Here is a 15016-nt window from a genome sequence, read left to right as displayed (position 1 = left end):
ACATTCGTCCTATTCCTGGGTGCCGCTTTCGAATGGGTGTGCATGGAAAATTCAGACGTGCCGAATTACCGGCACGGAGACTAACCTGACGAATGAAGGCATCACTTTGAACACAAACGCAGTGAACGTCGCCGTGGTGGACGGCAAAACAATTACCGAGTCGGTGGAGCTTCGCACCACCCAACAGGGCGCCCCTGTGCGCATCAAAGCAGTAAAGGATGGCAAGTACATTCTCGCCGAGGGCGGTGAAAAACCGGTTGCCCCCGAAAACCTGACCATCAAGCGCGTCGGCAACGACCTGCATGTGGCCACTGAAGGTACCGACCCCGACCATCCGCAACTGATCATCGAAGGCTTCTACGAGCACCCTGGCCAACTGGTCGGTGTGGCGGAAGACGGTGCCTACTACGAGTACATTTCGTCTGACGCTGAAAGCGATCACGCTGCAGCCTTCCTCGCCGATGGCGTTTCCTCCCCGCAAGTGCTGGGTTCCGAGGAGCTGGTTGGTTTTGGCGAAGGCCTGATTGCTGGTACTGGCCTCGGCTGGTTCTGGCCCGCTCTGCTGGGCCTGGGCGCGTTAGGTCTGCTGGGTGCGGCTTACAAGCTGGCCCGCGACGATGACGACAACAAGCATCACGAAGAAGGCGGCAAGCCTGGCTTGGACACCCCTGTCATTGGCGGCGCCACTGACAACGTTGGCGCAGATCAAGGCCCGATCAAAAACGGCGGCGCCACCGACGACACCACGCCGACCTTCGGCGGCACCGGTACGCCGGGCAATATCATCATCATTGAAGACAACGGCAAGCCGATCGGCGAAGTCGTGGTCGGCGACGACGGCAAATGGGAATACACCCCCACCACGCCATTGCCTGAAGGCGAGCACTCGATCATCGTTGTCGAAAAGGACAAAGACGGTAACGTCAGCGGGCCATCCGACGAATTCGATTTCATTGTCGACATCACCGCGCCGGGCAAATCCGCCATTGACGCGATCACCGATGACTTCGGCGACCAGACCGGTGTCATCGCCAATAACGGTCTGACCGACGACAACACCCCGACCCTGAGCGGTACTGCCGAAGCCGGCGCCAAGCTGGAAGTGTTCGCCAACGGCGAAAAAATCGGCGAGACCGTGGTTGAAGAAGACGGCACCTGGTCATTCACCCCATCGCCAGTCTTGGCGGACGGTGAATACAGCTTTACCACCGTGGCCACGGATGCAGCCGGTAACGCTGGCCTGCCCTCCGACCCGTACATCGTAATCATCGATACCATCGCCCCGGTCAAGCCAGGCATCGGTACCGGTGGCATCGAAGAAGCCATCGACAACGTCGGCCCGATCACCGGCGACATCGGCAACGGCGGCGTGACCGACGACGGTACCCCGACCTTTGGCGGCGGTGGCCTGACTCCAGGCGATACCGTGACCATCATCGACGATGGTGTGGAAATCGGCGAAGTCATTGTTGGCGACGACGGTCGTTGGGAGTTCACTCCGGACCCGGCACTGATTGAAGGCCCGCACCCGATCACCGTGATCGTGACTGACCCGGCCGGCAACAAAAGTGAGCCGTCGGATCCGTACATCGTGATCATCGACACTACCGCACCCGTCAAACCAGGCGTGGGTACCGGTGGCATCGAAGAAGCCATCGACAACGTAGGCCCGATCACCGGCGACGTCGGCAACGGCGGCACCACCGACGACGGCACTCCGACTTTTGGCGGCGGCGGCCTGCAACCTGGCGACATCGTCACCATCATCGACGCAGGTGTGGAAATCGGCGAAGCCATCGTTGGCGAAGACGGTCGTTGGGAGTTCACTCCGGACCCAGCACTGATTGAAGGCCCACACCCGATCACTGTTATCGTGACCGACCCTGCCGGTAACGTCAGCGAGCCATCCGATCCGTACATCGTCATCGTTGACACCACTGCCCCGGTCAAGCCAGGCGCAGGTACCGGTGGCATCGAAGAAGCCATCGACAACGTAGGCCCGATCACCGGCGACGTCGGCAACGGCGGCACCACCGACGACGGCACCCCGACCTTTGGCGGCGGCGGCCTGCAACCTGGCGACACCGTTACCATCATCGACAACGGCGTAGAAATCGGCCAGGCCGAGGTTGACGAAGACGGCAAATGGGAATTCACCCCGGACCCAGCGCTGGCAGACGGTCCGCACCCGATCACCGTGATCGTCACCGACCCGGCTGGCAACGCCAGCGAGCCGTCGGACCCATACATCATCATCGTAGACACCACGGCCCCCGTGGCCCCAACCATCGACAGCGTGTTCGATGACCAGGGCACTTCCACCGGCAATATCCTGCCGGGCGACATCACCGACGATGCCCAGCCAGACATCAGCGGTCAGGCCGAGCCGAACACCACCGTCATCATCTATGACAATGGCGTGGAAATTGGTCGCGCGCCGGTCGGTACCGATGGTCGCTGGACGTTCACTCCGACTCCGCCGTTGCTCAACGGTCCGCATGACCTGAGCGCAAAGGCCGAGGACGCCGCTGGCAACATCAGCGATCCGTCCAACAGCGTTGACTTTGAATTGCTCACAGGTGGCGCACCACCCGCGCCAAGCATCACCGGCGTATTCGATGACATCGCTGATAACGTCGGCAATATCATGCCCGGCGAAAGCACCAACGACACCGAGCCACAGGTCAGCGGTACCGCTCAACCGAACGCAACCGTGACCCTGTTCGCCAATGGCGTGGCAGTGGGCAGCGTTCAGGCGGACTCACTGGGTAACTGGACCATCACCCCGTCTCCAGCGCTGACCCCAGGCCTGAACAACCTGACCGCCACCGCCAGCAACTCGGCCGGCAATACCAGCCCGCCGACCGGCAACTACCCGATCACCGTGGACACCACCGCACCGATAGCGGCGGATGCCAGCCAACTGGAAGATAACGTCGGCGCCATCGTCGGCCCGATCGCCAGCGGTAGCACCACCGATGACAGCACGCCGACCTACAGCGGTACTGCCGAGCCGAACACCACCCTGATCATTTACGACAACGGTTTGGAAATCGGCCGTGTACCGGTCGATGGCGCAGGTAACTGGACCTACACCCCGGCCCCTGCCCTGGCTGACGGTCCGCACAGCTTCAGCACTGTGGTCGTGGACGCTGCGGGTAACCGTAGCCCGGAAAGCACGCCGATCGACTTCACCGTCGATACCTCGGCCGTGGCTATCAGCATCGAGCAAGCGACGGATAACGTCGGCCCGGTCCAGGATCCACTGGCCAGCGGCAGTGTCACCGATGACACCACACCGACATTGAATGGCCAGGCCACCCCAGGTTCGACCGTCAATATCTACCTGGACGGTAATCTGCTGGCAACCGGTGTACCGGTCAACGGCGCAGGTCGTTGGGAATACACCGTTGCACCCGCTCTGCCAGAAGGCAGCTATGCCTTTACCGCTACCGTTGTGACCGCAGCCGGTGGCGAAAGCGCACCGACTGCTGATTTCAACCTGGACATCGACCTGACGCCTTCAGCGGCGCCGACCATCGAAGACGTGCGTGATGACGTCGGTTCGGTCCAGGGTTCGTTGCTCGATGGCGCCACCACCGATGACACCACGCCGACCCTGTCGGGCCGCGGTGAAGCGGGCGACACCATCATTGTGCGCAACAACGGCGTTGAAATTGATCGCGTCACCGTTCAACCGGATGGCACCTGGAGCTTCACGCCGAACCCGCCGCTCAACAATGGCTCGACCAACGAGTTTGATGTGATTGCGCAGGATCCGGCCGGTAACCAGAGCGCGCCGTCCGATTCGTGGACGGTGATCATCGACACCGTGGCCCCCGTGGCCCCGACCATCGACAGCGTGTTCGATGACCAGGGCACTTCCACCGGCAATATCCTGCCGGGCGACATCACCGACGATGCCCAGCCGGACATCAGCGGTCAGGCCGAGCCGAACACCACCGTCGTCATCTATGACAATGGCCTCGAAATCGGTCGCGCGCCGGTCGGTACCGATGGTCGCTGGACGTTCACTCCGACTCCGCCGTTGCTCAACGGTCCGCATGACCTGAGCGCAAGGGCCGAAGACGCCGCTGGCAACATCAGCGATCCGTCCAACAGCGTCGATTTCGAGCTTATTGCAGGCGGTACGCCACCCGCGCCAAGCATCACCGGCGTGTTCGATGACGTCGCCGATGTGGTTGGCAACATCATGCCCGGTCAAAGCACCAATGATACCGAGCCACAAGTCAGCGGTACGGCTGAGCCGTTCTCCACCGTGACCCTGTTCGCCAATGGCGTGGCAGTCGGTAGCATTGACGCCGATGCGATGGGCAACTGGACCATCACCCCGGTACCAGCACTGACCCCAGGCCTTAACAACCTGACCGCCACCGCCAGCAACTCGGCCGGCAATACCAGCCCGCCGACCGGCAACTACCCGATCACCGTGGACACCACCGCACCGATAGCGGCAGATGCCAGCCAACTGGAAGATAACGTCGGCGCCATCGTCGGCCCGATCGCCAGCGGTAGCACCACCGATGACAGCACCCCGACCTACAGCGGTACTGCCGAGCCGAACACCACCCTGATCATTTACGACAACGGTGTGGAAATCGGCCGTGTACCGGTCGATGGCGCAGGTGACTGGACCTACACCCCGGCCCCTGCCCTGGCTGACGGTCCGCACAGCTTCAGCACTGTGGTCGTGGACGCTGCGGGTAACCGTAGCCCGCAAAGCACGCCGATCGACTTCACCGTCGATACCTCGGCCGTGGCTATCAGCATCGAGCAAGCGACGGATAACGTCGGCCCGGTCCAGGATCCACTGGCCAGCGGCAGCGTCACCGATGACACCACACCGACATTGAATGGCCAGGCCACCCCAGGTTCGACCGTCAATATCTACCTGGACGGTAATCTGCTGGCAACCGGTGTGCCGGTCAACGGCGCAGGTCGTTGGGAATACACCGTTGCACCCGCTCTGCCTGAAGGCAGCTATGCCTTTACCGCTACCGTTGTCACCGCAGCCGGTGGCGAAAGCGCACCGACTGCTGATTTCAACCTGGACATCGACCTGACGCCTTCGGCGCCGCCGACTATTGATGATGTGACGGATGATGTGGGCACCATCCAGGGGTCGTTGCCTGATGGTTCCACCACCGATGACACCACGCCGACGCTGTCGGGCCGTGGTGAAGCGGGCGACACCATCATTGTGCGCAACAACGGCGTTGAAATTGATCGCGTCACTGTTCAACCGGATGGTTCCTGGAGCTACACGCCTAACCCACCGCTGAACAATGGCTCGACCAACGAGTTCGATGTGATTGCGCAGGATCAGGCCGGTAACCAGAGCGCGCCGTCTGATTCGTGGACGGTGATTATTGATACCGAAGCGCCTACTACCTCGGCGATTGTCGAGAGCATGAGCAAGGACAGCGGTGCCGACAGTGGCGATTTCGTCACTAACGACGGCAGCGCTGGGCGTTTGATTCAGGGTTCGTTGACTGCGGCTTTGGTTGCGGGTGAGACGGTGCAGATCTCCACCGACGGTGGGGCTACCTGGCTTGATGTGTTGATGAATGCTGATGGTAGCTGGAGCTTCCTTGATCAGAACAGCCACACCGGGGACTGGACCATCCATACTCGGGTTTTGGATGCAGCAGGCAATGCCAATACCGTCGCTCAGGCTGTGACATTGGATACTTCGATTGTGACTCTTGACTTGATCGAATGGGATGGTGCGGATATCACTGTAAGCTTTGACGGAAGTACTCTGGCGGTAGGAGATAGTATTCACCTTATAGTCGACGGGCGAATCGTTCAGCATGAACTGACCCAGCCGGAAATTGATGGAGGGAGCGCGATTATTACTGGACCGGTAGGTACAAGTGGCAATCCGACCTCTATTCAAGGTGCATTGGTCGATGCTGCCGGAAACGTGTCGGAGTATCGAAGTGCTTCCAAGAGCGTGACCTACGATATTGCACAAGACTTCAACGGCGTACCGGCACAAGCGCTGCCAACTGGTACAAGGGTCAGTCTTAATGGGTTCGATGTGGTTTCTGTTGCTGTTGGGACGGGCTTTTCTCAGCAAATAGGTATAACAACCGATTCTGTTTCTGATCGTCCTACCACTAATGCGCTTGAAATCACCGGAACGGTACGATTGGAGCTGACCGGTCAACCAGCAAACGTTGTTTCCTTCAATGTCGGTGATTTGACCAACAATGCTATGTTTACCGCCATATTCCACAATGCAGCTGGTGATGAGGTTTACCGTGCGCATTTGACAGTCGCGGGAGGGACTCGTGGAACTGTTACCACTGAATTGCCTTATGGCGAGGAGTTCTCCTCCGTCACACTGACAATAGGCGGGGCGGATCAGTACATATGGGTGGACGATATCAACTTTGGTCGATTCGACTACACAGATTCTGGTGGTGTATCGGGTCCAGAAACTAATCAAAGCATCATCGAAGCTGCAGGGTACTTCGGTGGCAACGCGGACAACATCTTTTCAATTGCTGATGTCGGGTTACTTAACAATGTTGACAGCATCATCAATGGCGGCGGCTCCGTCGATACATTGCGAATTACCGGTGCCGGCCAACTTCTTGATCTCAACTCTATTGCGGGAAAACTTGAATCGATCGAAATCATCGACCTCACCGGCACCGGCAACAACACCCTGAACCTCAACCTGGGCGATGTTCTGGAATTGGGCGAATCTTCGCTCTTCACCGAAGACGAGTCCGTCCAGATGATGATCAAAGGCAACGCCGGCGACGTCGTCAACCTCGACGACCTGTTGGCCGACGGTACCGACCCGGGTGATTGGGCAGGTCAAGGCCAGGTGATTGTGGAAGGCGTGACGTACAACGTGTTCCAACACTCCTCACTCGATGCCCAGTTGCTGGTGCAGGACGGGGTAACCACCAACCTGGTGTAAACGCGAACACCGTGCGCAGGCCTGGCCTGCGTACGGCTTGCGTTGCCAAACGGTTGGCCTGGCCAGCCTCAACTCATTCAATAGCTGCGGGCGCCTGCGGGTGCCCACGGTGGAGTCATGATCATGTTTAAACGTATAAACATCTTTAACGTCGCAGTACTGAGTGTGGCCCTGGCCAGTGCCCAGTTCGCCACGGCCGAGGAGTTCAAGCCCGGCGTTGTGTCGAGCAAGGTCTTCGGCACTCAATACACCCCCGTGGCACCGGTTTCCGAGCGTCAGGTGCAAGTGGTGTATTACCGCGCCAATGGCATGGGCACCCAGCAGGGCGCCGCCCATGTGTATGTGGACCGCGAGTTTCACGCCGGCCTGTTGCCGGGTGGCTTCAGCAGCTTTTGCGTCGCGCCGGGCAATCACAGCCTGGGCGCCTACGTAAAAGACGCGCCGCAGTACAAAGGCAAGAGCACCGACGTGTTCTCGGCCAACCTGGAAGGCGGCAAGACCTACTTCCTGCAAGTACGCGAAGACGGCTACGGCGCGCCGCAAGCCGTGACTCGCGTAGAAGCCGAACGTGCGCTGATGGGGATGCGCAAGCAGGTCCAGGCGCTGTCCCGCGCTTCGACCGTGCAGGCCTGTGACTACCTGCCGATGCCGGTGCAAGCGCAGTACAAGGACTACGCCTTGTCCGGTGACGTGCTGTTTGCCTTCGGCAAATCCGGTACCCAGGACATTACGTTCAAGGGCCGCGAAGCCATTCGCCAACTGGTCACCCAGCTGAAGCAGGAAAACACCAACCTGGACCGTGTTGAAGTGGTCGGCCATACCGATGCTATCGGCTCTACTGCCTCCAACTACACCCTGGGCCTCAAGCGTGCACAGACCGTGCGCAGCCTGTTGCTCGACGGCGGCTTGCGCGCCTCGTCGGTCACCGCCAGCAGTGCCGGTTCCGATCAGCCAGTGAGCAACGCGTGCAACGGCTCGCGTTCCGAGCAGATCGCCTGCTACGCCGTTGACCGTCGTGTGGTGGTGCGGGTCGATACGCGCAACTGATACACACACCTGATACTCCCAGGCAGATTCCCCTCTCCTGGTTTTAACCCGATGCACGGATGGCGTCGGGTTTTTTTTGCCTGCTCAAAGGCCGCTGTTGAAAATCCCTCCTACAGGGACGGGGTAATCATCTGGCCTGTTTGGGCGTTTCTGAGACGTGTCTTATAGCTGCACAAGGTGCGCCGTCGGATAATTCCGACTCAAACGGTTGGTCCTCAACACCAGCCCCATTCTGTTTTTTTTCCCAGGGCCCGATGTTGGCGTTGGCGATGGAACCACGATGACACTCATGCGAAACACAACACTGGCGGGCCTGCTGACAGGCGCCACCTTACTGGCAAGCTATCCCGCATTGGCGCAGGAGCCCAAGGCCGGTCAAGTGGCGGGGCGGGTGTTCTATGCCGCTTATATACCGCCGCCGCCGGTGGCGGTGGACCAGACGCAGGTGGTGTATTACCGCAGCAAGGACGGCGTGCAACGCGCCGGTGCCGCCCATGTGTATATCGACCGGGAGTTCCACACCGGCCTGCTGCCCGGCGGCTTCACCAGCTTCTGCCTGGCCCCCGGCAGCCATACGCTGGGTGCTTACCTGAACGATGCGCCGACCTACAAAGGAAAAACCACGGACCTGTACCTGGCCAACCTGGAAGGCGGGCGCACCTACTACCTGAAAGTGCGTGAAGACGGCGGTACCTTCCCGATGCCGTTGAACCGCGAAGAGGCCGAGCGCGAGCTGAAGGCCACGCGTTCACAGATGCATGCGTTGTCGCGTGCCACCAACGTCGAGGCCTGTCGCTATTACGAGTACTTGAAGGACGATGAGCGCTTCAAGCACTACACCTTGGCCAGCGATGTGCTGTTTGCCCATGGCAAGTCCGACTACCGCGATATCAGCGCGGCGGGGCGCACTGCCATCGAGCGTTTGCTGGGTGAGTTGCAGCGCGATGAAGCGCAGATCAAACAGGTCCGGGTGACGGGCCATACCGACCCGTTCGGCACCGCCAGCGACAACCAACTGCTGGGCGAGCGACGGGCCCATACCGTGCGCCAGATGCTGGTGGACGGTGGCATGGCCGAGTCGATCCTCAGCACCGACAGCGCCGGCAGCCGCGAACCGGTGGTACATACCTGCTACGGACCACGGCTGGAACAGATCAATTGCTATGCCCCGAACCGCCGCGTGGCGATTCGCGTGGAGCTTGACCGCGCCGAGCCATGAGTCAGCCCCCGCAGGGGCTTCATCGCGCTTGTTGGCGTGGCTTGTTTGGCGGATTGGCATCCGCTACGAACCCGCTCTCAAGAAGCATCGCTTCTTGATTTACCGTCGTACTTGAACCCCAGGTACGACGGTTTTTTTTACTTTGAATTTACCCCTGACTCAATGCCGGGCTGAATCAAAAGCGCCTGAAGACCGCACGCTGATGTCTGTAGCCTCCGGGGGCCGCTACGTCGGAATGCCGCCCAGCCCCATCTCGGCCTCCTGCCTCGCCAGAGGCTACAAGACGCAGGTCAAAGACTGGCCAGCAATTGTTCTTCCAGTACCTGCATGGCGCTCAAGATCCGCTTGACCTGTTGATCGCAGGCCGGCGCATCACACAGAGTTGCCGATGCCTCCAGCGCCACGCAGGCATCAACCATCTCCACGGCATGGGCCATTTGCGCACCACCTTTGATTTTGTGGGCCAGGCTGACCATTTTTTCGAATTCGTTATCGAGCCCGAGCTGTTCAAGTCGAGCGCCATCGGCCCTGTTGGTGGTGATGAACTCGTTGACCAGGGACGCATAGGCCTCGGGCGCCAGGGCTTTGAGCTTCTGCAGCTCGCTGCCCTTGACGCGGGAGGCACTCTCCCGGCGTTCGACCTGGGCTGAGACGTTGCCGATATGCTGGGTCAGGGCTTCGATGCCCAGGGGTTTGAACAGACATTGGGTCATGCCTGCGTCCAGGCAGTCCTGGATGATGTGCGACTGGGCGTGGGCGGTAAGGCCGAAGACTGGATGGGCGCCGAGCGCGCGGGACTGTTCGCTCTCGCGCATCTGCCGGGTCAGTTCATAGCCGTCCATATGAGGCATGTTGCAGTCGGTGATGGTCAGGTCGAAGGGCGGCTGGGCCTGTTTCCACTCGGCCAACGCGGTCTCGCCGTTGTCACAGGCCACGGCGCGATGGCCCAGGTATTCGATTTGCTGGCAAAGCAACAGGCGATTGGGCGCATGGTCTTCCACCACCAGGATCTTCAGGCTGCGACCCGTTTGGGTCGGGGCCGCAATGGTGGCGAGGGCGGGCGCCAGAGCTGATCGCTCAGCCGTGAAGCGAAGCTGGAAGCACGAACCCTTACCGGGCTGGCTGTCAACGCTCAGCCGGGCATCGATCAGTGTCGCCACGCGGGTGCAGATGCTCAAGCCCAAGCCGGTACTGCGCCCACTGATAGTAGCGGCGGGCGCCACTTGAACGAAGGGTTCGAAGATCGCCTTTTTCTGCTGCTCGTTCAACCCACATCCTGAGTCACGCACTTCGATCAGGTAGCTGCCAAAACCTGTAGCGGCATCGTCCGGCAGCTGTTTCAAGGACAGCTCGACAAAGCCTTGTTGGGTGAACTTGATGGCGTTGCTGATCAGGTTCGCGACAATCTGGTCCAGCATCAGCGTGTCGATGATCACCTGCTGATCACGGGCCTCCAGCAGCAGGTCGAAGCGCAGCCCTTTATTGTGCGCGTTGACCTGGAACAGCTTGTGAATGGAGCGCAGCTGTTCGCCGAGTTGGGTCGGGCGCGGGGACGGCTGCATGGCGCCGGCCTCGATTTTCGACAGGTCCAGAATGTCGCCGATCAAGGACAGCAACGACTGCGCCGATTGATGCGCCACGGTGAGGTTTTCATCGATCTGTTGCGGGGTGCCACCGCGCACGCGAAGCATCTCGATCAACCCGATCAGCGCGCTGATGGGCGTGCGAATTTCATGGCTCATGCTTGCCAGGAAAATCGATTTGGAATCGTTGGCCTCATCAGCGGCCTCTAGAGCCTGCTGCAACTGTTCCATCAATTGCTCACGTTCGCTGATGTCCAGCCAGCCGCCGATCACCCCCGAAAATTCTCCCGCGCTGCTCTGGTAGGGCAGGGTCCAGTGATAGATCCGGTGTTGGCGGCCTTTGACGTCGATTTCCAGGTCCGCGAATGTCGGTTCACCGTGGTGTTGGGTGTCCTGATAGATTTTTTGGTACTGGCGACTCAACTGCGGTGAGATGACGCCGGCGTCGAGCAGGGTCTTGCCAATCACCTCTTCCGGCGTTGTTTGTAAAAACTCCAGATAGGCGCGATTGCAGTGAGCCAGCCGTCCGGCCTTGTCTCGCACATACAGGGCGATGGGGGAACCGTCGATCAGGGTTTTGCTGAAGGCCAACTGGTCACTGAGGGCCAATTCGGCACTCCGCCGTTTCTTGATCTGGATCTGCAGGTAGTAGTTCCACACCAGAAACGCGAGGACGAAGGCGATGGCCACACCGACGACTTTATAAACGTCGTCCTTATAGGTATTCCATGAACTGGAGACCGCTGGGGCCGCATGATTGCGCCAGCGGTCGCTCAAGGTCTTGAGCTCCTCGGGAGGAATGCCCAGCAGCACCTTGTTGATGATGCTTTTCAGAGGGAGGTCTTCGGCACTGACTGCCATCGAAACCCGCGCCGGAGTGGGGCCGATCACGGCAGCAATCTTAAGGTCCTGCTGGAAATGGTGCTTGATAAAGTAGTCGGCACCGAAGCGGGTATGCACGCTGGCATCGACGTCACCGTCAGACAGCAGTTCGATGCCGCGCACCGCCGTGGGGACCGGAATCTGGATGATTTCAGGGTGGTACCGAGCCAGCCATTGCGACAGTGGGTTGCCGGTAGCCACGGCCAGGCGTTTGCCCTTGAGGTCTTCAAGGCCTTTAATCTGCCCCCCTGAGCGGCTTACTGCGACAAAGGGGCTTATCAGATAGGGCCGTGTGTATTGCTCGGGGGAAAGTCGTAAATCGCCAATGCTCACGGCGGCGATAAGCTCCGCCTGGCCTTCCTCCAGTTGCTTGATCATGTTGGGGAGGCTGTTGCCGCCAATAATTTCAAACTCCAGCCCGGTACGCTGGCTGACGATTTTCAACAAATCCGCCCCCAGGCCCTGGAGTCGGTCCTGATCATCGAAAAACGTCAGGGGCGCGTAGGAGCCGGCCACCAGCACCTTGACCTTGCGATGGGCTGCGAGCCAGGCCGTTTGCTCGGCATCCAGGTTCAGCGGCGGTTGCTCGACCACGAAGTTATTGCTCAGCCCCCAGCGCGTGGTGATCCGCATCATGTCGGCGGGGGAGATGGCGTCCAGTGCGCTGTTGATGGCGGCCAGTAGCTGGGGTTGGCGGTCGCTGACGGCGAAGTTGATATCGGCGGAGGTGGAGAGGGCGTCGCCGGAAATATACACATCATTGCTGTAGAGCAACCTGATCAGGAATTCGGCCGTGATGGCGTCGGTCCAGAACGCATCGGCCTGGTCATAGACCAGCGAGGCAAGGCTGTTGAGATGGTTGGAATACTGGATCAGGGTCGCGTTCGGGTACTGCTTGTGTAAAAGCGCCCCGACCGTATCGTCGCCCACGTAAGCCAGGCGCTGTCCACTCAGGTCCGCCGAGGGCAGCTGGGTTTCGCCAATACGCCGGACAATCACCTTGCGGTTCAACAAGTAAGGCCTGGACTGGGTAATTGCGCCGTTCTGGCCTTCACTGACGTCATGCAGCGCCACCATGTCGACCTGGCCTTGCTCAAGCGCCTCCCTGGCCTTGGCCCGGGTCGCGTAACGCCAGATTTTCATGCGCAGCCCGGTGACCTCCTGCACCACGTTCAGGTAGTCGGCCGTGACGCCTTCGAATTGATCTTGCTCGAACCCCATGTGCAAGGGGGGTAACGCGCCGCTCCAGATCGCCACATTGATCAGGGGGTCGGTAGCCAGCCAGGCTTTGGTGTGTGGATCAAATTCCACATGAGGGGCAGTGAGCGGGGCGTTGACCAATAACTCCACGAGCGCGGGAGGCCGCGCCTGTGCATTCACCGAAAACAATAAAACCAGGAGCACCGACCAGCAGGCGACGGAAAAATCAGGCATTTTCAAAGCATCTGTTCCCTTGAGGCATTGATAGCCAAGCCCGCAGAGGGTGCGCGTCACCCTCAGGCATGGATCTGGCACATTCCATGCCGGCTGTTATTTGTTTGACTGATGCCGTCGTGACACGAAGATCAACTCCCGGTGCGCAACCATCGGGCCAATGTACCAGCTCCCGCATATTGACGCAGAATGGACTGGTAGCCGTCAAAGCGATTGGTGATCTCGCTGACCTGATTGCTGTAGTGCTCGTTTTCGGCGCTGAGCACATCGAGCAAGGTGCGCTTGCCCAGGTGGTGCCACTGCTGGAAAAAGTCTTCGCGAATCCGCCCCGACTCGTTTGTCAGTTCACGGTACAGCTCCGAGCGTTCAAGCATGGTGCGTGCATCGTGGTCGGCGGTGCGGATACGGAACTCCAGGTCACGGCGTTGTTGATCGACTTCATAGCGACTGGCATCGGCGCGTTGCAACGCGGCGCGTTCGGCGGCGCGGGTCGAGCCACCGCGGAAGGCGCCCCAGGTCACCGACAAGTTGGTTTGCCAGGGTTGTTCGCGGCCCAAGGTGTCTTCGGCGGTGCTTTTGCTGATGACCCAGTTCAACTGCGGCAACCCGCCGGCACGCACGGCTTTGGCTTGCAATTCGGCGGACTCCGTTTCGGCGGTGGCCTTGCGGATGGTCGGATGTTCCTTGGCGTCGTTCAGCAGCAAGTCGAGGTTGGCCAGGCGAATGTTCCATTCCGTCGTGCGCGGGATGGCTACCGGGCGGTCGCCCACCAGTTTGCGCAGGGTGATTTCGGCATCCTTGGCCTTTGCATTGGCCGAGTCGCGCAAGGCTTGTGCCTGCAGCATACGGGCCTTCGCCTGGGTCAACTCGCTGGAGCGGCCTCTGTCGACGGCGACAATACCGGCGAGCATTTTGACCAACTCATTCATGCGGTCGGCAAATTGCTGGCTGAGGTCGACAATGATCCGCTGTTTGCCCAGCTCGATCATGGTGGTGACCACTTCATAGCCCAGGGTTTCCTTTTCCGACTCCAGGCTTTCATCGGCGGCGTGGGACAAGCGTTTTCGGCTGTCGATCGAGTGCCGAATGCGCCCCCAGTCGTACACGGGTGTGGTGACGGCCAGGTTGATGCCGCCACTGCCGGTCTCGGCATCGGAGCCTTTGCCGAAATTGACTGGTGAGGTCTGGGTGCCAATGTCGACTTGTGGCCAGCGTTGGCCTTCGGCTTCGGCGATATCTTCTTCAGCGGCCTGTTGTTCGGCCTTGGCACGGAAAATCGTCGGCGCACGCTCGATGGCGGCTTCCACGGCGCGATTGAATACGGCACGAAGCTCGGCTTCGGAAGGGCCGGAAATGTAAGTGCCCTCGCCACGCCGGGCGGCCAGGCGTGGTGGCAATGCGGCCAATGAGAGGGCCGAGACACTGTGGACTTGCTGTTCGGCCTCACGTATTGCCCTCGACGCCGGGGGGGCGGCGTTTACGGCAGGTTTGCCCGCATAGGCAGGCGCGACCGGCGCGGAAGTGGACGCCGGGCGTGGGAGCGCAATCGTGCGGTCGGCGGTGGCTGCGGAAGCGGGCTCGAAGGTGAGCACGTCGTTGGCCTTTCGCCCAGCGGGTGCCGCTGCGGCAGGTCGTGCCGGTTTGGCGTCGGCCGTCATCGGCTTGAACTCAAGCGTCCCCCGTGCGGCCGGCGTAGACACGGGGGCCGGCGCTGGATTGAACGAGGCGAGCTCGCTGTCGCGGCGATTGACGGTAGCGCTGCGTTGCGGTGCCGTCACGGGCGCCGCTGCGGGTTTTTTTTCTAACGGCGCCGCCGGCTTCTGCGGTGCGACCGGCATAAACGTCAGCAACTCTTCGGCTATGGCTTGTTGAGCGATCACGCCACCGAACAGG

General features: G+C 60.4%; 5 protein-coding genes. 3 read left to right on the top strand and 2 right to left on the bottom strand.

The window, feature by feature from the left end; translation table 11 throughout:
* Nucleotides 1-106 precede the first annotated feature (106 nt).
* From C4J86_RS22140 to C4J86_RS22130, 3 genes are all read left to right on the top strand, one after another.
* The gene (locus C4J86_RS22140; RefSeq protein ID WP_124371857.1) at nt 107-6958 is read left to right on the top strand and encodes an Ig-like domain-containing protein; all 6852 of its coding nucleotides are present in this window, start codon (nt 107-109) and stop codon (nt 6956-6958) included.
* A 123-nt stretch (nt 6959-7081) separates the two neighbouring features.
* Nucleotides 7082-8005, top strand: coding sequence for an OmpA family protein (locus C4J86_RS22135; RefSeq protein ID WP_124371856.1), 924 nt, complete (start codon nt 7082-7084; stop codon nt 8003-8005).
* Between the two features lie 289 nt (nt 8006-8294).
* The gene (locus tag C4J86_RS22130) at nt 8295-9224 is read left to right on the top strand and encodes an OmpA family protein (RefSeq protein WP_164487787.1); all 930 of its coding nucleotides are present in this window, start codon (nt 8295-8297) and stop codon (nt 9222-9224) included.
* A gap of 290 nt (nt 9225-9514) precedes the next feature.
* Here C4J86_RS22130 and C4J86_RS22125 read toward each other — a convergent pair whose 3' ends face one another.
* Both C4J86_RS22125 and C4J86_RS22120 read right to left on the bottom strand, forming a co-directional pair.
* Complete coding sequence (locus tag C4J86_RS22125) at nt 9515-13123, bottom strand: transporter substrate-binding domain-containing protein (protein WP_124371854.1); 3609 nt, start codon at nt 13121-13123, stop codon at nt 9515-9517.
* Between the two features lie 131 nt (nt 13124-13254).
* Nucleotides 13255-15003 carry a TolC family protein gene (locus C4J86_RS22120; RefSeq protein WP_256681710.1) on the bottom strand — a complete coding sequence of 583 codons (1749 nt, stop codon included), beginning with the start codon at nt 15001-15003 and terminating at the stop codon, nt 13255-13257.
* Between the last annotated feature and the right edge of the window lie 13 nt (nt 15004-15016).

It is taken from the genome of Pseudomonas sp. R2-7-07, from assembly GCF_003852355.1.
In the GTDB taxonomy this organism is placed as follows: domain Bacteria; phylum Pseudomonadota; class Gammaproteobacteria; order Pseudomonadales; family Pseudomonadaceae; genus Aquipseudomonas.
Note: the sequence above shows the minus strand (reverse complement) of the source record. Positions and strands in the feature narration are given on the sequence as shown.